This is a genomic window from Cryobacterium sp. Y50 (assembly GCF_002929805.1).
Classification (GTDB): Bacteria; Actinomycetota; Actinomycetes; order Actinomycetales; family Microbacteriaceae; genus Cryobacterium.
On sequence record NZ_PJJM01000103.1, the window covers coordinates 20,624 to 46,708 of the forward strand.

At 65.1% G+C, this 26,085-nt stretch carries 23 protein-coding genes; 13 read left to right on the forward strand and 10 right to left on the reverse strand.

Annotation, left to right across the window (positions count from 1 at the left end; genetic code table 11):
- Nucleotides 1-52 precede the first annotated feature (52 nt).
- A complete protein-coding gene (locus CXY73_RS18130; protein WP_104178522.1) occupies nt 53-2,212 on the reverse strand; it encodes an ATP-dependent DNA helicase RecQ in 2,160 nt (719 codons plus the stop codon).
- Between the two features lie 242 nt (nt 2,213-2,454).
- Here CXY73_RS18130 and CXY73_RS18135 point away from each other — a divergent pair, with 242 nt between their 5' ends.
- The 5 genes from CXY73_RS18135 (at nt 2,455) to CXY73_RS18155 (ending at nt 6,369) form a co-directional block, all read left to right on the forward strand.
- A complete protein-coding gene (locus CXY73_RS18135) occupies nt 2,455-2,742 on the forward strand; it encodes a hypothetical protein (protein ID WP_146071813.1) in 288 nt (95 codons plus the stop codon).
- A 258-nt stretch (nt 2,743-3,000) separates the two neighbouring features.
- Nucleotides 3,001-3,738, forward strand: a complete 738-nt coding sequence (locus CXY73_RS18140) for a hypothetical protein (protein WP_104178523.1) — start codon at nt 3,001-3,003, stop codon at nt 3,736-3,738.
- A 48-nt stretch (nt 3,739-3,786) separates the two neighbouring features.
- Complete coding sequence (locus CXY73_RS18145) at nt 3,787-5,085, forward strand: M18 family aminopeptidase (protein WP_104178524.1); 1,299 nt, start codon at nt 3,787-3,789, stop codon at nt 5,083-5,085.
- 37 nt (nt 5,086-5,122) lie between these two features.
- Nucleotides 5,123-5,449 carry a CAT RNA binding domain-containing protein gene (locus CXY73_RS21670; protein ID WP_233198441.1) on the forward strand — a complete coding sequence of 109 codons (327 nt, stop codon included), beginning with the start codon at nt 5,123-5,125 and terminating at the stop codon, nt 5,447-5,449.
- Nucleotides 5,450-5,511: 62 nt separating this feature from the next.
- Nucleotides 5,512-6,369 (forward strand): Cof-type HAD-IIB family hydrolase, encoded by an 858-nt coding sequence (locus CXY73_RS18155; RefSeq protein ID WP_104178525.1) that lies wholly within the window; start codon nt 5,512-5,514, stop codon nt 6,367-6,369.
- Between the two features lie 33 nt (nt 6,370-6,402).
- Here CXY73_RS18155 and CXY73_RS18160 read toward each other — a convergent pair whose 3' ends face one another.
- On the reverse strand, nt 6,403-7,317 hold the full coding sequence (locus CXY73_RS18160; RefSeq protein WP_104178591.1) for an oxygenase MpaB family protein: 915 nt from the start codon (nt 7,315-7,317) through the stop codon (nt 6,403-6,405).
- 215 nt (nt 7,318-7,532) lie between these two features.
- On the opposite strand from CXY73_RS18160, the gene CXY73_RS18165 reads away from it, so the two are divergent.
- Entirely contained in the window at nt 7,533-9,002 is a 1,470-nt protein-coding gene (locus tag CXY73_RS18165; protein WP_104178526.1) for a sugar porter family MFS transporter, read from the forward strand.
- Nucleotides 9,003-9,286: 284 nt separating this feature from the next.
- On the forward strand, nt 9,287-10,591 hold the full coding sequence (locus CXY73_RS18170) for an exonuclease domain-containing protein (protein WP_104178527.1): 1,305 nt from the start codon (nt 9,287-9,289) through the stop codon (nt 10,589-10,591).
- Nucleotides 10,592-10,842: 251 nt separating this feature from the next.
- On the opposite strand, the gene CXY73_RS18175 is transcribed toward CXY73_RS18170, so the two are convergent.
- Complete coding sequence (locus CXY73_RS18175; RefSeq protein ID WP_104138767.1) at nt 10,843-11,217, reverse strand: TraR/DksA C4-type zinc finger protein; 375 nt, start codon at nt 11,215-11,217, stop codon at nt 10,843-10,845.
- A gap of 17 nt (nt 11,218-11,234) precedes the next feature.
- On the reverse strand, nt 11,235-12,017 hold the full coding sequence (locus CXY73_RS18180) for an RNase H family protein (RefSeq protein ID WP_104178528.1): 783 nt from the start codon (nt 12,015-12,017) through the stop codon (nt 11,235-11,237).
- Between the two features lie 104 nt (nt 12,018-12,121).
- Here CXY73_RS18180 and CXY73_RS23280 point away from each other — a divergent pair, with 104 nt between their 5' ends.
- The 5 genes from CXY73_RS23280 to CXY73_RS18205 all read left to right on the forward strand — a co-directional run bounded on the left by CXY73_RS23280 (nt 12,122) and on the right by CXY73_RS18205 (nt 16,847).
- A complete protein-coding gene (locus tag CXY73_RS23280; RefSeq protein ID WP_255411403.1) occupies nt 12,122-13,060 on the forward strand; it encodes a molybdopterin-dependent oxidoreductase in 939 nt (312 codons plus the stop codon).
- A gap of 90 nt (nt 13,061-13,150) precedes the next feature.
- Nucleotides 13,151-14,581: an FAD-dependent oxidoreductase gene (locus CXY73_RS18190; RefSeq protein ID WP_255411404.1), complete on the forward strand. Its 1,431-nt coding sequence runs from the start codon at nt 13,151-13,153 to the stop codon at nt 14,579-14,581.
- A 117-nt stretch (nt 14,582-14,698) separates the two neighbouring features.
- Nucleotides 14,699-14,941, forward strand: a complete 243-nt coding sequence (gene tatA, locus CXY73_RS18195) for a Sec-independent protein translocase subunit TatA (protein ID WP_104138755.1) — start codon at nt 14,699-14,701, stop codon at nt 14,939-14,941.
- A 41-nt stretch (nt 14,942-14,982) separates the two neighbouring features.
- Nucleotides 14,983-15,738: a twin-arginine translocase subunit TatC gene (gene tatC, locus CXY73_RS18200; RefSeq protein ID WP_104138892.1), complete on the forward strand. Its 756-nt coding sequence runs from the start codon at nt 14,983-14,985 to the stop codon at nt 15,736-15,738.
- A 152-nt stretch (nt 15,739-15,890) separates the two neighbouring features.
- On the forward strand, nt 15,891-16,847 hold the full coding sequence (locus CXY73_RS18205) for a ferritin-like domain-containing protein (RefSeq protein ID WP_104138752.1): 957 nt from the start codon (nt 15,891-15,893) through the stop codon (nt 16,845-16,847).
- Between the two features lie 147 nt (nt 16,848-16,994).
- Here the strand turns inward: CXY73_RS18205 and CXY73_RS18210 are convergent, their stop codons facing one another.
- The gene (locus CXY73_RS18210; RefSeq protein WP_104178530.1) at nt 16,995-18,596 is read right to left on the reverse strand and encodes a molybdopterin-dependent oxidoreductase; all 1,602 of its coding nucleotides are present in this window, start codon (nt 18,594-18,596) and stop codon (nt 16,995-16,997) included.
- A 265-nt stretch (nt 18,597-18,861) separates the two neighbouring features.
- Here CXY73_RS18210 and CXY73_RS18215 point away from each other — a divergent pair, with 265 nt between their 5' ends.
- Nucleotides 18,862-21,360, forward strand: a complete 2,499-nt coding sequence (locus CXY73_RS18215; protein WP_104178531.1) for an RNA helicase — start codon at nt 18,862-18,864, stop codon at nt 21,358-21,360.
- Between the two features lie 124 nt (nt 21,361-21,484).
- Here CXY73_RS18215 and CXY73_RS18220 read toward each other — a convergent pair whose 3' ends face one another.
- The 5 genes from CXY73_RS18220 to CXY73_RS18240 all read right to left on the reverse strand — a co-directional run bounded on the left by CXY73_RS18220 (nt 21,485) and on the right by CXY73_RS18240 (nt 26,039).
- Nucleotides 21,485-22,381 carry a sulfurtransferase gene (locus tag CXY73_RS18220; RefSeq protein ID WP_104178532.1) on the reverse strand — a complete coding sequence of 299 codons (897 nt, stop codon included), beginning with the start codon at nt 22,379-22,381 and terminating at the stop codon, nt 21,485-21,487.
- 72 nt (nt 22,382-22,453) lie between these two features.
- Nucleotides 22,454-22,951, reverse strand: coding sequence for a LysM domain-containing protein (locus CXY73_RS18225; protein WP_104138740.1), 498 nt, complete (start codon nt 22,949-22,951; stop codon nt 22,454-22,456).
- A gap of 98 nt (nt 22,952-23,049) precedes the next feature.
- Nucleotides 23,050-24,423 carry an L-serine ammonia-lyase gene (locus tag CXY73_RS18230; protein ID WP_104178533.1) on the reverse strand — a complete coding sequence of 458 codons (1,374 nt, stop codon included), beginning with the start codon at nt 24,421-24,423 and terminating at the stop codon, nt 23,050-23,052.
- 116 nt (nt 24,424-24,539) lie between these two features.
- Nucleotides 24,540-24,803, reverse strand: coding sequence for a hypothetical protein (locus CXY73_RS18235; protein WP_146071815.1), 264 nt, complete (start codon nt 24,801-24,803; stop codon nt 24,540-24,542).
- Between the two features lie 135 nt (nt 24,804-24,938).
- Nucleotides 24,939-26,039 (reverse strand): acyl-CoA desaturase, encoded by a 1,101-nt coding sequence (locus CXY73_RS18240; protein ID WP_104138731.1) that lies wholly within the window; start codon nt 26,037-26,039, stop codon nt 24,939-24,941.
- Nucleotides 26,040-26,085: the final 46 nt, after the last annotated feature.

The following is a 26,085-nucleotide window of genomic DNA, read 5'->3' on the forward strand; positions in this document are numbered from 1 at the left end:
GAATAACAAGGAGCCGCAAGCTCCAATTATTCCGGATACGCCCGATATCAGACTACGAGCGCAAGGCCAGGGTAAAGGGCAGCACTGCCGAGGCACCGTGCTGGCGCAGCAGGCGGGCGGCCACGGTCACGGTCCACCGGCTGTCGGCCAAGTCATCGATGAGCAGAATGGGGCGCCCGGTGAACGGTGCGAGGGCCTCGGCGAGGTCAGGCCCCACCGTGAACTTCTCCCAGACCCCTGATAACCGGTAGGCGCTGTTACCGCCCGGCTCGCCGGTCGGGCCGCCGTTCGCCCAATTCAGGGCGCCCAGCCACGGCAATCGGCCGACCTCAGACAGCGATTGGGACACCGAATCGATCAGAAGTGGATGCCGCCGCGACGGTATCGAGACAATGGCCGCCGGCCGCTTCGCCCATCCCCACTCGGCGAGTACGCGCACACAGGCGGCCAGCATGGCGGGCGGGGCTGCGACATCCGCTGCACCGGTGGCGAAAACGTCGCGCAAGGGGCCGCCCCAGCCGAGGTCGGTCAACCGAGCCAGCGCGCGGCCAGGCTCGGCGTGTTCGGTGAGCGGAATCTTGCCGGTGGCCAAAACGCCGAGGCTGCTCATGCCGGTGGGCCATTGGGCGCGCGCATCGATGGCGACGCCCACCCGGTCGAGCGTGCGCGCCGCCGTGGCCGCTGCTCCCTCGGCCAGATCGACCGGATACCAGGGGCCCCGGCAATTGTCGCAGCGGCCGCAGGGCACGGCGGTATCGTCGTCGAGGGCGCGCTGCAGAAACTCCATGCGACAGCCGGTGGTGTTCTCGAATTCGAGCATGGACCGCTGTTCGCCGAGTCGGGCAGTGGCGATGCGCTCGTAGCGTTCGGAGTCGTAGACCCAAGGCTGCCCGGTGGACTGCCAGCCGCCCTTGACCCGGTGCGCGGCGCCGTCGACGTCGAGCACCTTGAGCAGCAGTTCGAGCGGGGTACGCCGAAGGTCGACCCTGGCCTCGAGGGCCGGCGTCGACAGCGGGGCGCCGGCGGCTTCAAGCGCGCCGATCACGGCGAGGGCTTTCGCCTGGTTGGGCATCGAAGCGGTCGCGAAATAGTGCCAGATGGCCTCGTCTTCGGCGCCGGGTAGCAGCAGCACGTCGGCCGAGGCGGTAGCCCGGCCGGCGCGTCCTACCTGCTGGTAATACGCAACGGGGGAGGAGGGCGCCCCCAGGTGCAGCACGAAGCCCAGGTCGGGCTTGTCGAAGCCCATGCCCAGGGCGCTCGTGGCGATGAGCGCCTTGACTTGGTTGGTCTTGAGCAACCCTTCGGATTCCTCACGTTCAACCGTGTCGGTTTGCCCGGTGTAGGCGCGCACCGCATGGCCGGCCTCCCGCAGCAACCGGGCGGTGTCTTCTGCCGCCGCCACGGTGAGGGTGTAGATGATGCCGCTACCCGGCAGATCTCCGAGATGGCTGAGTAGCCAGGCCAGCCGCGCACGTGAGTCGGGCAGGCGCAGCACGCCGAGGCGCAGCGACGAACGGGCGAGCGGGCCGCGAATCGTGACGACTTCTGCGGTTTCCGCCGCCGTGCCGACACCGGTGCTGGCTTTGTCGAAACCAGCGGCGACCCTGCCCACCTGCTCCGCGACATCCTGCACGACCCGGCTGTTGGCGGTCGCCGTCGTGGCGAGCACCGGAACGCCTTTCGGCATCTGGGCGATCAGGTCGCGCAGGCGACGGTAGTCCGGGCGAAAGTCGTGGCCCCAGTCGGAGATACAGTGTGCTTCATCGACCACGAGCAGCCCGACGCGGGCGATCAAAGCTGGCAGCTGCTCATCGCGGAAGGACGGGTTGTTCAGCCGTTCGGGCGACACCAGCAGCACGTCGACCTCGTCGGCGTCGAGCTGACGCAAAACGTCGGTCCACTCGTGCGCGTTCGACGAGTTGATCGACACCGCTCGTACCCCGGCCCGAGCCGCCGCGGCAACCTGGTCGCGCATCAGGGCGAGCAGCGGCGAGACCAGAATGGTGGGGCCGGCCCCCCTGCGTCGCAGCAGCAGAGTCGCCACAAAATATACGGCTGATTTACCCCACCCGGTGCGCTGCACGACGAGTGCCCGGCGCCGCTGGTCCACCAGGCTCTCGATCGCCTCGTACTGTCCGTCGTGAAAGTCGGCGTCCTCCCGACCCACCAGGGTGCGCAGAATGGCCAGAGCGGACGCGCGGGTGTCGGTCATCCTTCAAGGGTGCCAGATACCACCGACAGTGCGGTCCGCCTTCGGCTCTGGGTATGCGCGGACAGCGACGCCTGTCAGCTGCTCGACTCACACAAAATCGCGTGGAGAGTCCATTCCGGTCGGCGTCCGCGCGCGTACTGTTCTGGTATCGCTAGATCGCGGCCGGGTATCTCAATCGAATAGCTCTGCATGCAGGTGGTCTGGCTGTCGTCAACGCCGGGCTTGCAGACAACGCGATGTTCATGTTTGAGCTCATGGGGCCGGTTCTCGGTTTCGGTGACACTGACAACCCCGCAGTGAGCGCAAATTATCTGCGTCAGTATCGGCAGTTTTACGCTTTGGCGGCAGTCTCAGTATTCATCATGGCACTCGCTTATATCGTGGCGAGTTTCGCTATCTCGCACCTCGACGGCACGGATGCCGCCAGCATCATGTGCGGCACGCATCTTCGCTCATTCGTCCTGGCGAATCAGTCCTTTGGATTCGGTGGTTACCGTGGGCGTGTGTTCGGTCATTGTGCTGGTCGGTGATCCATGCGGGTAGAGCTTGCTCATGACGACGACCCGAGCGCCCGTAGCGGATGCTGAGGGAATCGCCCGACGCTGTGCAACACACCCACCGAACCAACACACTCACCCCCGAACCACCCCGGCGCACGTAAAGGGGTTGCCCTGCCTTGGCGCTGGCAGGCGAGACTTCCGCGCGGATGGTCGGTTTGTGAGCGGGTCACAGCGCGTGTCACGGGGTATCCGTCGCCTTTCAGCGGAATCGCTCAGTAGGCTCGGTGGGTGAACGTGATTCAGGAGATCGAGACCCGACTGCCGGAACAAGCGGTCGTCGGTTTTCGCCGACTCCTCGGCCAGGCTCGGGTGGGTGACCCGATCCTGCTGCAGGAACGGGCAATGGCGCGCATGGTCGTGCAGGCGCAGTGGATTTTAAACCGGGTCGGCACCGACGGCATCCGTTTGACTCAGGCCGGACACCTGCCGCCGGCCGTCGTCGTGGAGGCGGCTGCCGAGCTCGACTGGGGCTGGCCGATCAGCGTCAACCGCGAAGTGCACTTGCGACCTTTGCAGGAACTGCGCGGGCATCTGCGCGACATCGGGCTGTTGCGCGTTCACAAGGGGATGCTCGTGCTCACCAAAAAGGGTCGCGCCCTCACCGGGAATCCGCGCGAGCTTTGGTGGCACCTCGCCCGCACTATTCACCACAGTCGGACTGCCGCCGTGAGCGATGCCACCCGACTGCTGCTGCTGTTCGTCGCGACCCGCGGCCTCACCCGACGCGAAGACTATCTGGTGACCCTCGCGCGTGCACTCGGCTCGCTTGGCTGGGTGCAGTCCGATGGTCAGGAACCGACGACGGAGTCGGTCTGGCACCTCGTCGACACCAAATGGCGCCTGCTCAACCGGCTCAGCGTCTTCGAACAGACCGATGCCTGGCACGGTGACCGTAGCGCTGTCACCGTTGGCGGCGCGGCCTTCGCCCGAGCCGCTCTGCAGTCCGAGGCGCCGGCCGCCGGGTAGATCATGCCCGCGGCATCCGCTGCCCGACCTGAGTGGTTGGATGGAGGAATGGATGCAACGCCTGACTACATCGCCGATTTCTCTGCCTTTCTCCAAGCGTCGCCGTCGTCGTATCACGCCGCCGCCGAAGTGGCCCGGCGCCTCGACGCGGTCGGCTTCACCCAGCTGAGTGAGTCAGATAACTGGACCGATGCTGCCGAAAGCACTGGCTTCTACGTCTTGCGTGACGGCGCCGTGATCGCCTGGTCCCTACCCGCCGACGCCGGGCCGACCAGCGCCGGTCGAACTGCCCCGTTTCGCATTCTCGGCGCGCATACCGACTCCCCGGGGTTCAAGCTCAAACCGAAGCCCACGATCGGCTCGCACGGCTGGCTGCAGGCCGGAGTCGAGGTTTACGGCGGGCCACTGCAAAACTCCTGGCTCGACCGCGAGCTTGAACTCGCCGGCCGACTGGTCACCCGCGATGGCACCGAACATTTGGTGCGCACCGGGCCATTCCTGCGCATCCCGCAGCTCGCCGTGCACCTGGACCGCGAGGTCAACAACGGCCTCACCCTCGATCGGCAACGCCACCTTACGCCGGTCTTCGGCGTCGGCGATGCTTCCGAGGCCGACTTGGTTGCGCACCTGGCCGGTCTGGTCGATATCGCGGCAGCGGATGTCGCCGGCTACGACATCCTCACCGCCGACACCAACGCGCCGGCCATCTTCGGTCTCGGCAATGAGTTGTTCGCCGCCGGGCGCCTAGACAATCTCTCCTCGGTGTACGCGGGCCTGCGCGCCCTGATCGCGACCAGTGAACAAACCACCGGCCCGATCAGCGTGCTCGCTGCTTTCGACCACGAAGAGCTCGGCTCGCAGTCGCGCTCCGGCGCGAGCGGCCCACTGCTCGATGACATTCTCACCCGGATCGGCGCTGGCCTGGGCGCATCCGTCTCGGAGCGACTGCAGGCTTACGCCGAGTCGTGGTGCCTCTCGGCCGATGCCGGTCATGCCGTGCATCCCAACTACCCCGAGCGCCACGACCCGGCCAACACGCCCATTCTCGGCGGCGGCCCGCTGCTCAAAATCAATGCCAACCAGCGTTACGCGACGGATGCCCATGGTGCGGCACTGTGGGCGCGTACCTGCGCCCAGGCCAACGTCGAGTACCAGGAATTCGTCTCCAACAACACGGTTCCCTGTGGTTCGACCATCGGACCACTGACCGCGACCCGCCTCGGAATTCGCGTCGTCGACGTTGGAGTGCCGTTGCTGTCGATGCACTCCGCGCGGGAACTCTGCCACGTCAACGATCCACAGGCGCTCAGCGCGGCCATAGCTGCGTTCTTCGTGCCCGAGATGTAACCGGTCGTTGGACAGGCATCCGCTCTCGAATTTTTCATTGGCGACGAAACTCAAGGTGGCACACGCTCAGGCCGCAGTCGCGCATAAAGTGCGCAACAACAATGTCGCCATCTCCATCGACAAGTTGGGTCAGGAGCGGTTGCTGATGGGGCGCGGGCTAGGGCTCCAGCTGCAACCGACCGATACGGTCGACTCGGCCATCGCATCGCCTACTTCAACGAGCACCTCGTTCAGGTCGGTGAAGTCATCGCCGACGGCATTTTCATTCTCGACCGGTACAAGAAAGAAGTCCTTCGACTGGTATACGAGGTTATCTCGTCGAACGTCGCGCGCCTCACTCGCCAGCGTCGAGACAATCGTTTAAACTTTGTGGGTGGCCTGCGGTACGTGTTTTCGTGTCAGAGACCACCTCGTTTGGAGTAACACATGAACTCCCCGCGCATCGCGTTCCTCGACGTGGACGGCACCCTCATCGATTCCGGAGAGGTCATCGCCCCGTCCACCATCGAGGCGGTACGCACCGCCCGCAAAAACGGGCACCTCGTTTACCTCAGCACCGGGCGAGCATCGGTCGAGATCTACCCCGCCATTCGTGAGATCGGATTCGACGGCACGATCAGCGCCGGCGGCGGGTTCGCCGAAGTCGGGGACGAGCTCGTGATCGCCCGCACGATGCCCGAGGCAGCGGTGGCGCGCATGGTCAGCTTCTATCAGGAGTCCGGATTCGACTTCTACCTGCAGTCCCTCGACCAGCTGTACCCGAGTCCAGGAGTGCGCGCGCGTTTCGCGACCTACCTCGCGGACGACCTAGAACGCCGCGGCGAAACCCGTACTGAACTGCTCTCTGTCACCGACCGAAACGAACACGCGGCGCTAAAAGCCTTCGCGAACGTGCGCCCGCTCAGCTATACCGGGATCGCAAAGTCGGTCTTCCTCGCCGCCGACCCGACGGCGTACGACCGCGTGGCCGAGGCCCTCAGCTCGGATTTCCACGTGATCACCGGCACCATCCCGCACATGGGCACGGGCAGCGGCGAGGTGACCTACGGCGGGGTGAACAAGGGCAGTACGATCCTGCTACTTCTCGAACACCTTGGCATCCAGGCAGAATCCGCGATCGGTATCGGGGACAGTACCAATGACCTCGAAATGTTGCAGGTCTGTGGAGTAGGCGTCGCCATGGGCAACGCGACCGACGAGGTCAAGATGCACGCCGATGAAGTCACCACCGCAGTGCTTGACGACGGTGTCTGGAATGCCTTCCGTCGCCACGGTTTGATCTGACCGAGAAAGATCTGATCGAGGCGCGGGCTGAAACTACGCCTCGGGAGCGAGGTTGTGGGTGCGCACGATGCGCGCCAGACGCGCGCGGGCAGCATCCTCTGATGTCGATGAGGGGCCGAGCAGGCGGCTCACGACGCCGAGAACGAGGCCGGTGGCCCAGACCACGGGCAGGCGCGACCGCTTAAGACCGAGCATGTCGCGATACTCGCGGGGGATCGATGCGACGGCCCCGGCGAACATGATGCGGTAAAAGGGAAGCATGCCACGGCTCAGCGGTGGGTAGCGGATGAACCGCACAGCCTCGGCCACGCGGGCGTCGCTTTTCAGGGTTCCGGCGCTGCGAAAGGCCTCGAGCTGAGTGGCGAGTTCGCTGGCCGAATGTGGAGCATTCTGCACGCCGATCAGCTCGCCGGCCGTGGCCCATTCATTGACGTAGCCGTCGGCACCGCCGGGAATCGCGTCACCCCAGAGCAGGTGGGTCTGCAGGAAGGCGTCCGTGAAAACCAGGTGCACCCATGACAGAAGCTCAGGGTCACCCGCGGTGTATGGCTGTTTCTTGCCCCGCGCATCGAGGTAGGTCCCGGCGACGCGATCGTGAAAGTGACCCACCCGGCTCGATTCGCGCTGAGCCACCACCGTGTCCGCGAAGGTCACGGTGATGAGCCACTGAATCGTTCCCGCCAGACGGCCGAGCGGATCTTCGTGATAACGGGACCAGTCGTGGACGCCGGCCATCGCGCCCGGGTGCAGCGTCTGCATGAGCAAGGCCCGGATGCCGGCGACCATGGTCGCCATTCCGCCGTGCACCACCCAGGCCGCGCTCCCCGGTCCGAAATATCCGGCGTCGTCGCCCGTCGCGATCTGGCCGACCCATTTCGGCCGGCCTTCGCTGTTACCTGACAGCGTCACCAGCAGGTGCGAGCGCCAACTGTCTAAGAATGTGCTCATCTTCGGATGGTAGCCCTGCCCCGCTGGACACCCGCCGCGAGTGCGGAGCTCCGTGCCCCAGGGCACCTCGTCAAAAATGAATGGCACCGGAAGTAGGCTAGTCAGGTTGCACACGTGCTCCAGACCCGCTTGGGTCGCACACGTTGCTCCAGACCCACGCTGCACAGCGCGGGCCACGTGACCCAGGGGGCGGCACTTTTGACCGACACAGCACGATGAACACATCCACGAAGGCGACCGATCGCGGCACGCCGAGCACGAACCGAAAGGTCATCGCACTGGCCGTCGCCGGTGCCCTCGGAGGTTTTCTGTTCGGTTTCGATTCCTCGGTCATCAACGGGGCCGTCAACGCGATACAGCAGGAATTCGGGCTGAACGCCAGCCTGACCGGGTTCGCCGTGGCCTGTGCGCTGCTCGGCGCCGCGGCCGGAGCATTCTTCGGTGGGCGTTTCGCCGACCGTTATGGCCGAATTCCCATGATGGTGCTCGGCGGCGTCGTGTTCCTGGTCAGCTCGATCGGCTCCGGCCTCGCCTTCGGCGTGGTCGACCTGATCATTTGGCGGGTGGTGGGCGGACTGGGCATTGGTCTCGCATCCGTTGTGGCACCGGCCTATATCGCCGAGATCTCGCCGCGGCAGATGCGCGGGCGCCTCGGCTCGTTGCAGCAGCTCGCGATCACTCTCGGCATCTTCACCGCCCTGCTCTCCGACGCCATGTTCGCCCAGAGTGCCGGCGGTGCCGGCAGCGAGTTCTGGTTCGGCCTCGAAGCCTGGCGTTGGATGTTTCTGGCCGGCGCGGTTCCGGCCATCGTCTATGGCGGAATCGCGTTCATCCTGCCGGAATCCCCGCGTTTTCTCATTCTGAAAGATAAAGAAGCGGATGCCCGCGCCGTCTTCACCCGGCTCTGGCCGAGCGGCGACGTCGATCGCGAGATTCGCGACATGCGCCGGTCGATCGAGGTCGACGCCCGGTCGCAGAAGTCAGGGTCACTGCGGGGGAGCGCCTTCGGGTTGAAGCCGATCGTCTGGGTCGGGATCGTCCTGTCGGTGTTCCAGCAGTTCGTCGGCATCAACGTGATCTTCTACTATTCGACCACCCTGTGGGAGGCCGTCGGGTTCAAAGAATCCAACTCGTTGACCATCTCGGTGATCACCTCGGTGACCAACATCCTGGTCACCCTGGTCGCGATCGCCCTGGTCGACCGGATCGGACGGCGACCGATTCTACTCACCGGTTCTATCGGCATGACGGTGTCGCTTGCCACCATGGCTATCGCCTTCAGCCAGTCGGTAACGGTGGGCGGCGAGCTAAGCCTGCCGGGGGCAGGGGCGCCGATCGCACTCGTCGCGGCCAACCTATTCGTCATCTCGTTCGGCGCGTCCTGGGGCCCCGTGGTCTGGGTATTGCTCGGGGAGATGTTCCCAAACTCGATTCGGGCGAAGGCGCTGGGTCTCGCGGCGGCTGCCCAATGGATCGCGAATTTCCTGATCACGGTCAGCTTTCCCCCGATGGCGGATGCCTCGCTTCCAATCACCTACGGACTCTATGCCGTGTTCGCCGGGCTGTCGTTCTGGTTCGTGCTGCGCAAGGTACCCGAGACGAACGGTATGTCACTCGAAGAGGCTGATACCCTGCTGCCACCGAAGAATTCGGCCAGGAAGGCGACCGGCCGCGCGGCCAAGTAGCCCGGGCGCGGTACGCCGTTGTGGGCCGTAATGTGTGACTGCGTGCCCGAAAGTTACTCGCGCGCCTGGCCTGCAGGGCAGTGAGTAGCATGCATGTGCGCTTGCAGCTGTGGGCCGCGCGACGGGCGGGTCGAACCTAACGCACCGGCAGGTTTTCGGGCGCTAAAAGAGCCCCGACACGCATAAAAACAGTCGTACAGCCGATACGTCAAGCCCCCGAAGGGGCCGTCGCTTAGTCGGCGGTTTGTCGATACTTTCACAACACAAGATTGTGGAGTGTGACCATGCCCGAACGTGGATACGCCGTTATAAGTTTGAACACCACCGGACTGTTCCCGTACCAACGGGACCGGGTCGTCGAGGTCGCCGTCGTGCACCTCGACGAGGGTGGTCACATTACTGCGCGGTGGGAGACTGTCGTCAACCCGGAAAGTAACGTCGGTGGGTCGGCGAACCATAGCATCAGCACGGCCGAGTTGCTGCGTGCACCGACGTTTGCCCAGATCGCTCCGCGCCTGGTCAACCTGCTCAGCGGACGGGTGCTGGTCACCCACAACGCCCAGTTCGTCACCGGATTTCTGATGAGCGAATTCGAGCAGATCGGCTACGCCCCCGGGCGCGGACTCGAAGCGGTCTGTACCATGCAACTGGCTCGTCGCTACCTGCCGGGGGCCGGTCGACTGCTCGTGGATTGCTGTGCGGCCTACGACATTGAGATCGGGCCCGGCCCTGGTGCACTCGTGCAGGCGGTCGCCTGCGCGAGCTTGCTGGCCGCGTACGTGCACGGCTCGCCGAGCGCCGCACCCTGGACCGATGCCCTCGACCGGGCCGCGCTGAATGTCTGGCCGGCCATCCCGCGTGCCACCACAGGCCCTGCTCCGGTCGGCACGGCGCTGGTCGGCACGGCGCTGGTCGGCACGGCGCTGGTCGGAACCGAGCCGGTCTGGGTGCACCGCGACCCGACACGCACGGATGTTCTGGCAACGCCGAGCTTTCTCGCCCGGGTGACAGTGAAACTTCCCGACTACACCGGCCCTGAGAAGCACCTCGACTATCTCGCTCTGCTCGATTTGTGCCTGATCGATCGCGTGCTCTTGCCTCGCGAAACGCGCGAGTTGCGGGTACTGGCTCAATTCAGCGACATCAGCCCGACCGACTGCACCGCGCTGCACCGCAGCTACTTCGAAGATCTGGTACGCGTAGCATGGTCGAACGGCGCGCTCAACATTGCTGATTCCGCAGAGCTGATCGCGGTCGCCCGCATGCTCGACGTTGCCCCGGAGGTCGTCGCTACCGCGCTGGCTACGCCCGCAGTGGCGGCGCGTCAGCCGGTCGCCTCGATCGATGAGGTGTTGTTGGAACGGGGCGATATCGTCGTGCTGACCGGTGACATGGCCCGCGCCCGCGCCGATTGGGGTAAGGAATTGGTCGCCCGCGGACTGTCCCTGGGCGCCGCGGTCACGATGCGTACTCGCCTGCTGGTCGCCGCCAACCCGGAATCGTTCACCGGCAAGACCGGCAAGGCCCGCGACTACGGCATCCCGATCGTTTCCGAGTTCGGGCTGCGCTCGCTCATCGGCGTGCACTGACGCGGCATCGGCTGAACCGGACCGGCCGGCATCCGCTCATGTGGTGACTACTGAGTGCATGCGTCCGGCATGGCAACCGGGCATGGCCACCGGGTTTAGCCAACCGAGTCCGTTACTCGGGACCTGTGCCGGCCGGACCAGAAGTCCCGCGTCACTTGGCGCGCGGGACTTGCGTCACTGCGCGGGAGTTCGGCCTCCCGCGCAGCGTGGAAGTGCGGTCGAGTCTGGACCTAACAGCTGGCCGCTAGCTGCTAGCGGCGACGCGGAGCGGCCTTCTCGGCGCAGGCGATGCAGAGGTCGGCAGCAGGCTTGACCTGCAATCGACCCATTGGAATACGCTCCCCGCCGCGCACGCACAGGCCATAGCTGCCGTCGACTATGCGCTGCAAGGCGCGGTCGATGGCCGCGAGTTCTTCGACGGCCTCGTCCCGAAACCCGGACATGCGCGACCATTCTGTGCGCAGCGAGGAGGCCTCCGGGTCGTGCGAGCCGTCGCTGCGTGAACTTTGCACGCCGGCGAAGGTGTCGGCTAGGCGCTGGGACTTCTCGGTCAGCTCGAGCCGGCGCTCGTCAAGATCGGACTGGAAGGTGCGTAGTTGTGCGGGGTTAAAGGGTGAACCGGTCATGTTCCATGGTCGCACGCTCAGATCTGGCCGCGCAGGTACTCCTCGATTGTCACTCCGCGGGCATTGGCTCGCTGCACCAGCCGCCGGTGCTCATCGGTGCTGAGCGACAGCGACACCCACTGTAGCTCGCCACCGCTGCGCATCGTGTCGAGACCGTGCGGGTCGATCAGGTCGCGAAAGTCTTCGCCAATCTCTGCGCCGAGGTCGTCGAGGGAAAATAGCTCGTCGTGCGCGTCGGCCGTAGCTCGCTCGGCGCTGGGAATCGGCACGCTCGGCGAGCCCTGTCGGACGAAGGCCGTGGCCTTCGCCGCGAACGCCGGCTCACCCGCCGCTTCGGTTCCACGAAAACCCGGCCCGGCCGGTGCCGGACGGCCACGCTGAAACGCCTCGGCTGCGCCGCGGGCACGCTCGTCGGCGGCCTCGTTGAGCGGATGCCCGACGTGCCCCTTGACCCACTCAAACCGGTAGCGACGCCCGGCGATGGCCTCGTCGATCTCCATGAGCAGGTCGAGGTTCATGACCGGTTTGCCGTCGCTCTTGCGCCAGCCCTTCGCTTTCCAGCCCTTCATCCATTTCGTGACGGAGTTGATCACGTACTGGCTATCGCAGAGTACGAGCAGGTCGTCGTCGATGTGCGCGGTCGCCCGAAACAGTTCGAGCACCGCCCTCAGCTCACCCTGGTTGTTGGTCGCGTGCTTCCAACCGCCGGCCGCCCACGACGAATCGTCAACGTACCAGGCCCAACCGGCCGGTCCGGGGTTGCCGAGGGCAGAACCGTCGGCGGCAGCGGTGATCGTCATGGGTGGGCCTTTCAAACAGCGTGATACGCGAGCGCGGATTGTCTCAGTCTGCCATCCACAGCATCCGCTGCCCATATTGTGTCCGTCAGGTAACAGCGCCCAACCTGATCGATATCGATGACGCCGTGCTCGTGCACCGTCCCGGCCGGTGGATCGACAACTGGAACCCCGAAAACACGAAGCAGCGGGAACAGGGCGGCAAACTCATCGCCGCCCGCAACCTCAAGTGGTCGATCTTCGCCGAGTTTCTCGGCTTCGTGGTTTGGCAGCTGTGGAGCATCGTCGTCGTTTCGCTGCCAACGGCCGGCTTCACCTTCTCGACCACCGACGTGTTCTGGCTCATCTCGATGCCGAGCCTGGTCGGCGCCACCCTGCGTTTTCCCTACACCTTTCTGGTGCCGAAGTTCGGCGACCGCAACTGGACCATCATTTCGGCGGGCCTGCTGTTGATCCCCTCGGTCGCCCTCGGCTTCAGCGTCGGCAACTTCGCCAGCACCATGTCGAACATCACCTACTTCTACCCGCAGAGCCAGAAGGGCTACGCGCTCGACCTGGTCGCGGCCAAGCTGCGCGAGACCCGTGCCGAGTTCGGGGCCGACGTGTTTGGCGGCGGCGGCCTGACCAACGAGAAGGCCTACCAGCTCGGTAAATTCACCCGGGTGGCGCTTCGCTCCAGCCGCATCGACTATAACGGCCGGTTCTGCATGTCGAGCGCCGCCGCGGCCGGCAACCGGGCCTTCGGACTCGATCGGGGCCTGCCGTTTCGGGTGGACGAGCTCGATGCGGCCGATACCATCCTCATTCTCGGTTCCAACGTGGCCCAGACCATGCCGCCGTTTATCGGCCACCTCGACGGAGTCCGCGCCGCCGGCGGCCTCGTGGTCGTCGACCCGCGACGCACCGCGACCGCTCGCCTCACCGCAGACGGTGCCGGCATGCACGTGCAGCCGACCTCGGGCAGCGACCTCGGGCTGCTCCTTGGGCTGACCCATTACTCCGGCCTGAGCTATACCCTGCTCGACTCCGAGGAACCGGCCTTCTGACCCTATCCGGTTTGGTCCACCGGAACGCCGCGGTTATTTCTGGATCGCTTCGCCCACACCGTCGGCAATGCCGACCGGGAGAGCTTCGAAATCACCGATGCCCTCGGCACCCGCGCGGCAGGCGTGCACCTGCACCGCAGCGTGAGTGTCTCTGCCATTCTGCGCAGCCGCCGCGCGGTGTCCCTGAGTGACGGCACCCTGCTGCCCTACGACCGGCTCGTGCTCGCCACCGGTGCCCGCGCCAACATTCCCACGCTCGATGGCGTCACCCGGGTGCGCCGAGACCGCCAGATACCCACAGCGCATGCCGCCACCCTCGACACGAGCAACGCCCCGCTCCCGCGCGGGGTCACCGTGTTGCGCGACCTCGACGAAGCGGAACGGGTGCTCGCGGCTGTGGCGGCGGGCAAACGCATCGTCGTGCTTGGCGCCGGCGTGCTCGGTATGGAGATCGCGCTCGCCGCTACCGCCGCCAGGGGAGAGGCCTGCGTCGTCTATCACGGGGAGATTCCGATGGCGCCCAACCTCGACCGGGGTGGCGACAGCGTGCTCGCCCAGAGCGCCCGGCGGGCCGGCGTCACCATGGTCAACCACTCCCGCGCCGAAAGCCTGCTGTTTCATCAGGACGACGACGGCGTCGACCGCTTCGACGCACTGATCTGTGCCGACGGCAAGCAGGTACACGGTGATCTGCTGCTGCTCTCCTGCGGTGTCGGCGCCCGCACCGAACTGGCCCAGCTGGCCGGTCTGCCGGTATCGACTGGAATCCTGGTTGATGAGAATCTGCAGTGCTGGACCGATGAGCGCATCTACGCCATCGGCGACTGTGCCCAGGTGGCAGCCGCGCCACGCGTCGGCGATTTGACGGCGCTGCCGGCCGGCGGGCCGAGCGGCCTGATCGGTCCGGGCTGGCGCCAGGCCGACTGGCTCGCCGCACGATTCATCGCCGAGGTGCTGGGCCGGCCCGAGACGGCGGCGCTCGCGGCATCCGTTTCAGCCGTCGTCATGCTCAAAGCCGACGGAATCGACGTCGTCTCGGTCGGCAACACCTCCGCCGACCCGTGGGACCTTTCGGTCGATGACCATGCTGCCGGGTGCGCATCCTCTCCGCTGCGCGCGTCGCAATGGGCTGACCGGGAAGCCGGCCGCTACGTGAAAATGGTCACCCGCGACGGCATTCTCGGGGGCTTCGTTTACGTCGAGATGCCGCGCACGGCCGTCGAGCTGACCCTGTTGTTCGAGCGGGGCAGTGAGCTGCCTTTCGATCGCTCCGTGCTGCTGCGCTACGACGGACCGGACTACGAGCCAGAGGCCGGCAGCGCGTTCGCGCGTGATGTGACCGTGTGCTGGTGCAACGAAGTCACCGGCGGCACCATTGTCGACTCGGCCGAAGCGGGCAGCACCACCGTCGCCTGCATCGGTGCGGTAACGCGCGCCGGCACTGGATGCGGCGGCTGTACAGCGCGGATCGGGGACGTTCTCGAGCGCTTCGCCGCGGCGACGGCCGCATCAGCGACCTGATGACAACCGGCTTGCGGAAACCTTACGGCCGTCGGAAATGCTGAGCTTTTCCCGGATGTGTCGGTGCCGCGGCGATTACACTGCTGATCGACCGACTCAATTCGAGGGAGAATTCGTATGCTGGGCAACCTGACCGGATGGCATTTTCTGATCATTCTCGTTGTAATTTTGTTGTTGTTCGGCGCTCCGAAGCTGCCGGGGCTCGCCCGCAGTCTCGGCCAGTCGATGAAGATCTTCAAGAGCGAGATCACACCGGACCGCGCCAACGAAACCCGGCCGGCCGACCACACCGACGACAGCACGAGCGCCGAGAGCAGCACGAGCCCCGACTCCCGCGGCGCACCACACCCGAAAGCCTGATGGTGGTTGAGGGGGTGCGCAGCACTCCCGACAAGAGCAAAATGTCGCTCGGGCAGCATCTGCTGGAGTTACGCAAGCGACTCTTTCTCGCCGCTGCCGGAATCCTGGTCGGTGCAATTGCGGGCTGGCTGCTGTCCGGATTTGTCTGGGACGGTCTGCGCGAGCCGATCTACGCCATCGTTCGGGCGCAGAACCGCAACGCGCAGATCAACTACCCCGATATCACGAGTGCCTTCGACCTAAAGCTGCGCATCTCCTTCTACGTCGGGTTGATCGTCTCGAGCCCCGTCTGGCTGTACCAGATCTTCGCCTTTCTGGTACCCGGGCTGACCCGTCGTGAGAAGCAGTACACCTTCGGATTCTTCTTCTCGGCCGTTCCGCTGTTTCTTCTCGGCTGCGCGGCCGGCTGGTACGTACTGCCGCACGTGGTCGAGCTCATGACGAGTTTCGCGCCGCAGCAGGACGCGGCGCTCATCAACGCGCAAAACTATTTCGATTTCGTGCTCAAACTCATGATCGCCATCGGTATCGCATTCGTGCTGCCGGTGTTCATTGTGCTGCTCAACTTCGCCGGGGTGATCAGCGCCCGTTCCATCATCAAATCCTGGCGAGTGGCCATTCTGGTCATCGTGCTGTTCACGGCGATCGCGACCCCGGCCGCAGACGTCGTATCGATGTTCCTGCTCGCCGTGCCCATGGTCGCGCTCTATTTCACCGCCTACGGCATCGCCGTGCTGCACGACCGCCGAGCCGCCCGGCGCCTGCCCCCGGTCGGAGCGGACGGACTGCTGCTCTGATCCGTGGATCGGCATCCGTTCAAAGCACACTCACTCCTTATCGTTTGCTTACATGCCGTGTCCAGCCCCGCGAGGAAATACTTTGCGCGGGTAGGTTGACGAAGTCTGTTCAGACACGCTCGGCACATTCACACAACGTCAGGAGAACTGGAATGTTCGATCAGGGTTTCATTACCAACGCCATTAACCGCAGTGCAGAGAATTCCACCGACCGCCGAAACTTTCTGCGCGCCGCCGGTGTGGCCGGTTTCGGGGTGGGCGCGGCGGTGCTCGCCACCGGTGGTCCGGCACTCGCTTCGGAAGCGGCCGCGGCGCCGGCAGCCGCACCGAGCGATGCCGCCATTTTGAACTTCGCGCTCAATCTGGAGTACCTCGAGGCCGAGTTTTACCTGCGCGCCACGACCGGTAGCGGGCTGCCCGACAGCCTGACCACGGGAACAGGAGCCCGTGGCGGGGTGACCGGCGGCCGCATGGTGAATTTCAAGACCGGGATCATCAAGAAGTACGCCGACGAGATCGCTGCCGACGAGAAGGCGCACGTTGCCTTCCTGCGCTCCGCGCTGGGCAGTGTCGCAGTGTCCCGCCCCAGGATCAATCTCGATGCGAGCTTCACCGCGGCCGCCCAGGCGGCCGGGCTGGTCAAGCCGGGGCAGAAGTTCGACGTCTACGCCAATGAGGCGAACTTTCTGTTCGGTGCGTTCATCTTTGAGGACGTCGGAGTGACCGCGTACAAGGGTGCAGCTCCCTTGATCTCGAACAAGACCTTCCTGGAGGCCGCCGCTGGGCTGCTCGCGGTCGAGGCCTATCACGCCGGTGTTATTCGCAGCACGCTCTACGCTCTCGGTATCGCCGTTCCCTCGGTGTACACGACGGCGCAGGCGATCTCCGATGTGCGCGATGCCGTCGATGGCAGGGCCGACCTCGACCAGGGCATCGGCAACGCGTCGAAGGCCAACCTCGCGCCGACCGACGCGAACGGCCTCGCCTACAGCCGCAGCGCCGCCCAGGTGCTCAACATCACCTATCTCAACGCGGCTCCGGTGCGTTCGGGCGGATTCTTCCCGGCCGGAGTCAACGGCGTGATCAACACGAGTGGGGCCAACGGCTAGCTCACCCCGCAGCCCCGCGAATCCTTGTATGAAGCCGACCAGGGATTCGCGGGGTTTCTGCGCGCCAGCACTGTCGGCATCCGTTGGATCGATGTTTTACCGGTGCCATGGATGCTGCTACCCAGCCGATGATCGACAACCTCCCCGTCAGGCCGAGACGGACACCGTGACTTCGTGCAGTCCGGTGGCGCCGTCGGGGGCGACGTCGGCCGTTGCCGACGTTTGAACGAGGTTGGCGGCATCCGTTGCCCGCACCTTGATGGAGTGATTACCGATGCCGGCGTCGGTCCAGGTGTATGCCCACTGCCGCCACGTGTCGACCGAAATGGCGTCGGCGAGCGTCGCGTCCTGCCACGGGCTGTTGTCGATCTGTACCGCGACGGCGCTCACGCCCACGTGCTGGGACCAGGCGACACCGGCAATGACGACCGACCCGGCCGGAACGGACGTTCCGCCGCGCGGTACGTCGATGCGCGAGGAGAGTTTGACCGGCCCGAGGGCGGACCAGCCGCGCGGCGTCCAGTAACCCTGCTCATCGGCGAAGCGCGTGAGCTTGAGTTCAATGACCCACTTCGTCGCTGACACGTAGCCATATAAGCCCGGCACCACCATGCGCACCGGGTAGCCGTGTTCGAGCGGCAGCGGTTCGCCGTTCATGCCGACCGCAAGAATAGCGTTGCGCCCGTCGGTCAGCGCCTCGATGGGGGTGCCGGCGGTGAAACCGTCCTGGCTTCGGGAGAGCACCATGTCGGCGCCGCTCTGTGGTTTCGCCCGGGCCAGCAGCTCTCGAATCGGATAGCCGAGCCAGGTGGCGCTGCCGATCAGGTCGCCGCCGACGTAGTTGGAGACGCAGGCGAGTGTCGTCATGCTCTCCTCGAGCGGCAGGGCGAGCAGTTCGGCGAAGTCGATCTCGACCTCATTCTCGACCATTCCGGTGATCTTCAGCCGCCACGTGGTCGGGTCGATGCGCGGCACGCTCAGGGCGGTATCAATGCGGTAAAAGTCGGCGTTCGGGGTGATCAGTGGGGTGATGCCTGCCACGTCGAGGCTCGCCCCCGCCGGAATGGCGGCCTGGCGAACGGATGCCGCTGGCAGTGTGAACAGCGCGCGTGCGGCATCCGCTGCCCGGGTCCCTACGGCGCTGATCTGGGCGCCGGCCAGGGTAAGGAGCCCGATGCCGGCGGTCACGCCGGTGTAGACGAGGAAGCGGCGACGATCGGGGCCGTTCGGTTCGAGGGGTGCGACGATGCCGGCTGGTTCCACTGCGGGAGCGGGCCGTGGCAACCGGGTCGTGAGAAGGGTCAGCGCGATGGCCGAGCCCCCCATGGCGACCACGGCGGGCACCGCGTCAAGGGTGGAGGCGCTCGAGCGGGACAACACCGCAAACAGGGCGATCCCGCCGATGAGCACGACGAGCAGCCGGCCGAACGGCGGGCGCCGACTCTCCAGGATGCCGGCGAGGGCGGCGAGTACCAGCAGCACGAGCACGATGGTGACGATCAGCACGATCTTGTCGGCTGTGCCGAACAAGCCGATCACGAGGTCTTTGACTTCCGCCGGAACAATGTCGATGGCGAGCGCACCAACCGTGAGCACCGGGCTCGCGCCGGGAGCGAGCCAGGTCGCGGTCAGTTCGGCCAGACCGAGGCCGGCCAGCGCGGCGGCGAGACCGACAGCTGCCGGGCGCCAGAGCACCCGGGCACGGCTGGGCGTGGCAGCAGCCGCGGTGCCCGGGGTGACGTAGACCATGTCGCCAGCCTAGAACGGGCGGCTGTGATTACCACCCAGCGCGGGCGCAGGCTCAGTTTCGTCAGACATCCGTTATGATTTGCCGGCCTGGGCGAGGACTGGTGCCGTTCGTCGTGGCTAATTCAGGAGATCGCGGCGAAATCGCCCCGGTTTCGTTCTGCAGAGGGTGATCCTGGCCGATCTTCCTGAATTGGCCACGGGGGAGGCCGGTGCGGGCTCCGTTCGGCAGGCAGGGGCAGCCGAAGTAGGGCAGTCTTAATAGACCATGTCATTGCTCAAGAGCCTCCCCAACGAAACCGACCCCAACGTTCTCTTTGAGGCGTTCGAAAGCTGGGCGATCGAGCAGGGCCTCACCCTGTACTCGGCGCAGGAGGAAGCGGTCATCGAGATCGTGTCCGGTGCCAACCTCATTTTGAGCACACCGACCGGTACCGGCAAGTCGCTCGTGGCTGTCGGGGCCCACTTCGCCGCGCTCTCGGCCGGCAAGCGCAGCTTCTACACCGCGCCGATCAAGGCCCTCGTGAGCGAGAAGTTCTTCTCCCTGGTGGAGACCTTCGGGGCTGAGAATGTCGGAATGATGACCGGTGACTCGAGCGTCAACGCCGACGCCCCGATCATCTGCTGCACGGCGGAGATCCTAGCCAACCTAGCGTTGCGCAACGGCGAGGACACCGAGGTCGACCTCGTCGTGATGGACGAATTTCACTTCTATGGTGACCCGGAGCGCGGCTGGGCCTGGCAGGTGCCGCTGCTGTTGCTGCCGCGGGTGCAGTTCATCCTCATGTCGGCCACGCTCGGTGACGTCAAATTCATCAGCGACGACCTGACCCGGCGTACCGGACGTGACACGGCCGTTGTCACCGGGGTGGAACGCCCGGTCCCGCTGAGCTACTACTACGAGCAGACGCCGGTGCACGAAACCGTCGAAGAACTGCTGCACACCGACAAGGCCCCGGTGTATATCGTGCACTTCTCCCAGGCGGCCGCCCTTGAACGCGCCCAGGCCCTCGCGAGTGCCAAGGTCGCCTCTCGTGAGCAGCGCGATGTGATCGCCGAACTGATCGGTGAGTTTCGGTTCACCACCAGTTTCGGCAAGACCCTGTCGCGGCTCATTCGCATGGGAATCGGCGTGCACCACGCCGGCATGCTGCCGAAATACCGCCGATTGGTCGAGCAGCTCGCCCAACGCGGCTACCTGCGCGTGATCTGCGGCACCGACACCCTCGGCGTCGGCATCAACGTGCCTATCCGCACCGTGCTGTTCACCGCCCTCACCAAGTACGACGGTGTGAAAATGCGCCAGGTCAACGTACGCGAGTTCCACCAGATCGCCGGGCGGGCCGGGCGGGCCGGCTATGACACAGCCGGCACGGTCGTCATCCAGGCGCCGGAGCACGAGAGCGATAACCTCAAGGCCATCGAAAAAGCTGGCGACGACCCGAAGAAGAAGCGCAAGATCGTGCGCAAGAAGGCGCCGGACGGTTTTGTGTCCTGGGGCGAACCGAGTTTTCGTCGGCTGGTCGACGCCGAACCCGAGACCCTGTCATCGAGCATGCAGATGACCGCGGCGATGCTCATCAACGTGATCGGTCGCGGCGGCGACGCTTTCGCGCACGTGTACTCGCTGGTTTTTGACAACCACGAGCCGTGGCGGCGACAGCTCGTGCTGGCCCGACGCGCTCTGGGCATTTACAAGACCCTGCGCGAAGCCGGCATCGTGGAGCAGAGCGCGAGCGGCAGTATTCGCTTGACCGTCGACCTGCAGGCGAACTTCGCGCTCAACCAGCCGCTCTCACCGTTCGCGCTGGCAGCGTTCGAGCTGCTCGATCCCGAAGCACCCACCTACTCGCTCGACATGATCTCCATTCTGGAGTCAACCCTGGACGACCCGCGGCCGGTGCTCATGGGGCAGCAATTCGCAGCCCGAGGTGAGGCAGTGAACGCGATGAAGCGGGAAGGCATCGAATATGACGAGCGGATGGCGCTGCTCGAAGAGATCACCTACCCCAAGCCTCTCGAGGAGCTGCTGAATTACACCTTCGAGACCTACAAGGCCTCCCAGCCGTGGATCGCCGACTTCGAGCTGCGACCGAAGACCGTCGTACGCGACATGTATGAGCGGGCCATGTCTTTTGGAGAGTTCATCGCGTTCTACAAGCTCGCTCGTAGCGAGGGCGTCGTACTGCGCTACCTGTCTGACGCTTACCGGGCGGCCCGGCAGACCATCCCCGACGAGGCCAAGAACGAAGACCTGCTCGACCTGATCGAGTGGCTCGGCGAACTCGTGCGTCAGGTCGACTCGAGCCTGCTCGACGAGTGGGAGGAACTGCTGCACCCCGACCTCGCCGTGCACGCCGCCGAATCGCACGCGATTCTGCCGCCGCCGCCGCGCCGCCTCACCACTAACACGCGGGCATTTCGCATTCTGGTGCGGAACGAGCTGTTCCGCCGGGTACAGCTGGCCGCACTCGAGCACTACGACGAGCTCGGCGAACTCGACCGCGAACACGGTTACTCAAGTGACGTCTGGGCCGAGGCGATGGACGGCTACTTCGCCGACCACGATGAGCTGCTCACTGGCGGCAACGCCCGCAGCTCCGACCTGCTCATGATCGAAGAGGGTGCTGAGGAGTGGACCGTGCGTCAAATTCTTGATGACCCGGCCGGGGATCACGATTGGGGCATCAGCGCGAGCGTGAATCTCGCCGACTCCGACGAGCTCGGCGAAGCCGTCGTGCGGGTCACCGGGGTCAACCGGTTGTAACCCGACTCCGCCACGGCCATGTCCGTCACCGTGCCCGACACTGGGTAGCCGCTATGGTAACGGGCGAAGCGGCTACCCAGATTGGGCGCGCTCACCCGGTGTTGGTGCGCTGCCCTCCCGGCCGTTACGCGCCGGGAGCGTTCAGCGGCGCGGCCGCGTCGGCCGTCCACTCGTTGAGCGACCCGTCGTAGATCGAGACGTGCTCGTTGCCGGCGCGGATGAGCGCGAGAGCACTGGCCGCCGCGGCGATTCCGCCGCCGCAGTAGGTCACGAGGTGAGCGCTCGAGGTCACGGTCGGTGCGAGAGCTGCCCTGAGCGCGTCACCACTCAAGAAGGCGTTCGTGCCGGGGTCGACGAGCTTCGCGGCGGGCAAGCTGATGCTGCCCGGAATGTGCCCGGCGCGCGGACGGGTTCCGGCCGTACCGGCGAACTCCGCCGGCGGCACTGAGCAGACGAGGGCGGCATCGGCTTTGCCTGCGACGATCGACTCGACGAAGCTCTTGTCGACCCACAGTTCGGGCCGCGGCGTTGCTACAAAGCCGCTGGCGAATCTTGGGTGCGTGCCGCCGGTGGCGTACGGGCGCGTTTCGGCGTGCCACTTCGCCAGGCCGCCGTCAAGCACGGCGACATCGTCGTAGCCGAAGGCTCGGAACAGCCACCAGATGCGCGCCGCCCACTGACCGACGACGGCGTCGTAGACGACCACCGTGGTCTCATTGTCAATGCCGACGGATACCGCGGCCGCTTCAAACATTTCGGCACTCGGCCGCGAGAAGTCGAATTCACCGGCTGGGTCAGAGAAAACGTCGAACAGGTCAGCGAACACGGCACCGGGGATGTGCCCCTTGGTGAGATAGTCATCGCGCCCACTGAGGTAATGCGGCCCGTCGTTAGCTGCGGGGACAGCGAATACGGTGGCGTCGAGAATGACCAAATTGTCGGAACCGAGATGGTCGGCCAGCCATTGCGTGGACACAACGGGGCTGGATACAACGAGCGAGGACGGCACGGGTGAAGTCATGATCCAAGGCTAACGGTGGCCGCCGACACCGGCCGGAACCGGAGTTGGTTCAGGTCATGCAGAGACATACAACTACAGCGTTGTGGTCCAGTCGAGGTTGATTGTCTGTTTGATATAGATGTTCTCGCCGAGTCCCGGCACCGAAGGATTCATCGTGAGCAACAACTGCACTGGAATATTGAATCGTTGGGCGATATCGAAAAAAGCGTCTCCCTCGATGACCGTATAGGTGAGCAACGCCCCGCTGCCATTCGATGTGGTTGCGCCGCGCGCACCGGGCGTGCTGCCGTGGTCGACGGCCGGACCCTGGGGCAGCGGCACGGGTTCAGCGTTGGGCACGAGATCGGGTACTTCCGGGTTGGGAATCAATGCCGCTTCCTCCGTGGGGATCGGAGTGGGCGTCGGCGTCGGGGTGGGCGATGGTGTCGGTGTGACGCTCGGCGTGATGGTCACCGTCACCGCAGGTGCCGGTTCACCGGCGCAGCCGGCCAGAGCAACGAGCAGGAGGGCAGCGACGGCGCTGCCCAGGGGGCGACGTGCGAAAACGGTGCGAATGGTAGGACCCTTCAAAGAAAGACGGTGCGGCCCGGCCGACCCACGCGTTCAGCCAGCTTAGGGGGAGATCGGTCCGGTTGGACAGGTTGGACCACCCCCATTTGGGGATCAGATCAGCACTCGATCACGTTAACTGCGAGGCCACCCTCACTGGTTTCCTTATACTTCGTCATCATATCGAGTCCGGTCTGGCGCATGGTTTCGATCACAGTGTCGAGAGAGACCAGGTGGGTTCCGTCGCCGTGCAGTGCCAGCCGGGCCGCCGAAACGGCCGTCGACGAGGCGATGGCGTTGCGTTCGATGCAGGGCACCTGCACCAGGCCACCGACCGGGTCGCAGGTCAGTCCGAGGTGATGCTCCATGGCGATCTCGGCCGCATTCTCGACCTGGCGAGGTGTGCCGCCGAGCACGGCACAGAGCGCACCGGACGCCATTGCGCACGCAGCTCCGACCTCGGCCTGGCAGCCGCCTTCGGCACCGGAAATTGAGGCGTTGGCCTTGACCAGGGACCCGATGGCCACTGCGGTGAGCAGATACCGACGGATGCCGGCAGCATCCGCTTTCGGAACGAAGCGCAGGTAGTAATGGCCGACCGCCGGAATGATACCAGCCGCCCCGTTGGTGGGCGCGGTGACGACGCGGCCACCGGCCGCATTCTCTTCGTTGACCGCGAGCGCGAAGGCATGCAGCCACTCAGTCGAGGTGTCCCGGTCGTGTGTGGGCACGCGGTCATATTCTTCTAAGCGCATACGTACCGCTGCGGCGCGACGCTTGACCTTGAGACCGCCCGGCAGGGTGCCCTCGGCGACCAGTCCGGCTTCGACACAGACGTGCATGGCATGCCAGATGGCGTCGAGTCCGGCATCGAGCACGGCGCTGCCGTGGATTGCTTCTTCATTGCGGCGCGCGATCTCGCAGATGCTTAGATCGTGCGCGTCGCACAGCGCGAGCAATTCGGCACTGGACTCGAAGGGGAGCGGCTGCTGGGGAGCGGCCACTAAAACCTGGTCGCCATCGTGCCGAATAAACCCACCGCCGATGGAATAGAACGTCTCCTCGAACAGGGCCATCGAGTCGTCGGTGCCAAAAACGGAAATGGTCAGCGCGTTCGGATGCCCGGGGAGCCGGGTGCGCGGTTCGAAGTGCACATCGCTCTGGCGGATCGGGATCGTGTGCCCGCCGAGCAGCGTGATGGTCGCGCCGGTGTCCAGGCCGGACCAGGCCGCGCGCACGTCGCTCGGATCGCAGGTTTCGGGTCGCAGTCCCCGGAGGCCGGCCAGGACGGCATTGGGGGTTCCGTGGCCGAGTCCCGTGGAACCAAGCGAACCAAAAAGTGAACAGCGGATGCGGGTGACCTCCGCCAATCGGCCGGTCGCGACCAGGTGTTCGGCGAAAACGCGCGCAGCGCGCATCGGTCCCACGGTGTGGGAACTGGATGGACCAATGCCGATGGAGAAGAGGTCGAGGGCCGAGACGTACGCTGTCACACTCCCATGCTAAGTCTTTCGGCCGGGAAAGCCGTCAGTGGGTCGCAGACCGGATGCCAGTAGCCGGTGGGTGTGCGGTTTAAATCTCAAGCCTCCCTTGCGGCAACAATGCAGATTCAAGACCTGGTCGGGGCGGCTGCGGTGCCGCGAGCGTTGACGACCTTCCACTGCGGGGTCGTGCCGGTCGAGGACTCGCTGGAGCTGCCGTAGTGCATGACAGCGGTCATCGCGTTGGGCGCACTGGCCTCGAAGGTCAGGAGTCCGGCGCTGATGGTGGCGTCAACCGTGTCGCTGTCGGCAGCGTATGCGGGGGAGAGTGCCAGATCGAGCGGCACGCCGGTGGTAGCGATGATGCCGATGTCTCTGACAAGACCGTGCATGGTGTGGCCTCTGGATGGTACGGGTGCGAGCGCACCAAAGAGCGTGGCCACACGGTGCCAATCAAAGTGAACCAGCACCGCATGCACGAAGGCCGCCTCCGGAGAGACGGCCTTCGTGCATGCGGTGCTGTGAGACTAGTGCGTGCGGAACCGTGCGGTCATTGGGCAGTCGAACGGGTCACGAGCGGCCAAGCCGACCTTGTTGAGGTAGGCGATGACGATGCCGTAGCTTTCGAAGACGCCGGTCTCGGTGTACTTCACGTCGTGCGACTGGCAGTATTCCTTGGCGATTTCCTGCGCCTTGCGCAGGTGCGGGCGGGCCATGTTCGGAAACAGGTGGTGCTCAATCTGGTAGTTGAGTCCGCCCATGTAGGTATCGATGAAGGTGCCACCGCGAATGTTGCGGCTGGTGAGCACCTGGCGGCGAAGAAAATCGACCTTGCTTTCGGCCGGAAGCTGCGGCATCCCCTTGTGGTTGGGGGCAAAGGATGCACCCATGTAGACGCCGAACACGGCCATCTGCACGCCGACGAAGGCGAAGGCTATGCCGAGCGGCAGAAAGTAGAAGATGACGGCGAGGTAGAGCGAGATGCGGGTGACGAGCATCGTGATCTCGATCCAGCGCTGGTCGACCTTGTGCTTACCGAAGACGGTCTTGAAGCCCTGAATGTGCAGGTTGATGCCTTCGAACATCAACAGCGGAAAGAAGAAGTAGCCCTGCTTGCGGGTGACGAGTGCGCCGATGCGGCTGACCTTCTTGGCGTCTTCCTCGCGGAACACGATGAAGTCAGGCTCTATGTCGGGGTCCTTACCGATGACGTTCGGCTGAGCGTGGTGACGGCTGTGCTTGGTCATCCACCAGGCGTAGCTGATGCCGACGAACAGGTTGGCCAAGATGCGACCGGCGCGGTCGTTGGCTTTGCCGGAGGTGAACACGGCGCGGTGCGAAGCTTCGTGCGCCAGGAAGGCGAACTGGGTGAAAATGAGGCCGAGGGCTGCGGCGATAATCAGCTGGTACCAGGTGTCACCGAGCAGAACGAAACCGGCAACAGCACCGCCCGTGGCGACGACGAGGATGGAGAATACCGTCCAGTAGAAACCGGTGCGACGGCCGAGCAGGCCCAGATTACGCACGGTGTGCAGCAGTGCGGAATATTCGGTTGTGGGGTTCTTGGTGTCTCCACCCGGGCGGGTCCTGATGATACGGACCGAGGGTGCGGCTAGTGATTCCGACATGAGGCCTTAGTGGATCGGGACTTCTCAGTCGGGACGTGAGCAATTA

Coding starts and splice junctions, on each gene's coding strand:
- CXY73_RS18130 (WP_104178522.1), bottom strand. CDS start 2,212: ATGACCGACACCCGCGCGTCCGCTCTGGCCATTCTGCGCACCCTGGTG.
- CXY73_RS18135 (WP_146071813.1), top strand. CDS start 2,455: ATGTTTGAGCTCATGGGGCCGGTTCTCGGTTTCGGTGACACTGACAAC.
- CXY73_RS18145 (WP_104178524.1), top strand. CDS start 3,787: ATGGATGCAACGCCTGACTACATCGCCGATTTCTCTGCCTTTCTCCAA.
- CXY73_RS18155 (WP_104178525.1), top strand. CDS start 5,512: ATGAACTCCCCGCGCATCGCGTTCCTCGACGTGGACGGCACCCTCATC.
- CXY73_RS18160 (WP_104178591.1), bottom strand. CDS start 7,317: ATGAGCACATTCTTAGACAGTTGGCGCTCGCACCTGCTGGTGACGCTG.
- CXY73_RS18165 (WP_104178526.1), top strand. CDS start 7,533: ATGAACACATCCACGAAGGCGACCGATCGCGGCACGCCGAGCACGAAC.
- CXY73_RS18170 (WP_104178527.1), top strand. CDS start 9,287: ATGCCCGAACGTGGATACGCCGTTATAAGTTTGAACACCACCGGACTG.
- CXY73_RS18175 (WP_104138767.1), bottom strand. CDS start 11,217: ATGACCGGTTCACCCTTTAACCCCGCACAACTACGCACCTTCCAGTCC.
- CXY73_RS18180 (WP_104178528.1), bottom strand. CDS start 12,017: ATGACGATCACCGCTGCCGCCGACGGTTCTGCCCTCGGCAACCCCGGA.
- tatA (WP_104138755.1), top strand. CDS start 14,699: ATGCTGGGCAACCTGACCGGATGGCATTTTCTGATCATTCTCGTTGTA.
- tatC (WP_104138892.1), top strand. CDS start 14,983: ATGTCGCTCGGGCAGCATCTGCTGGAGTTACGCAAGCGACTCTTTCTC.
- CXY73_RS18205 (WP_104138752.1), top strand. CDS start 15,891: ATGTTCGATCAGGGTTTCATTACCAACGCCATTAACCGCAGTGCAGAG.
- CXY73_RS18210 (WP_104178530.1), bottom strand. CDS start 18,596: ATGGTCTACGTCACCCCGGGCACCGCGGCTGCTGCCACGCCCAGCCGT.
- CXY73_RS18215 (WP_104178531.1), top strand. CDS start 18,862: ATGTCATTGCTCAAGAGCCTCCCCAACGAAACCGACCCCAACGTTCTC.
- CXY73_RS18220 (WP_104178532.1), bottom strand. CDS start 22,381: ATGACTTCACCCGTGCCGTCCTCGCTCGTTGTATCCAGCCCCGTTGTG.
- CXY73_RS18235 (WP_146071815.1), bottom strand. CDS start 24,803: ATGCACGGTCTTGTCAGAGACATCGGCATCATCGCTACCACCGGCGTG.
- CXY73_RS18240 (WP_104138731.1), bottom strand. CDS start 26,039: ATGTCGGAATCACTAGCCGCACCCTCGGTCCGTATCATCAGGACCCGC.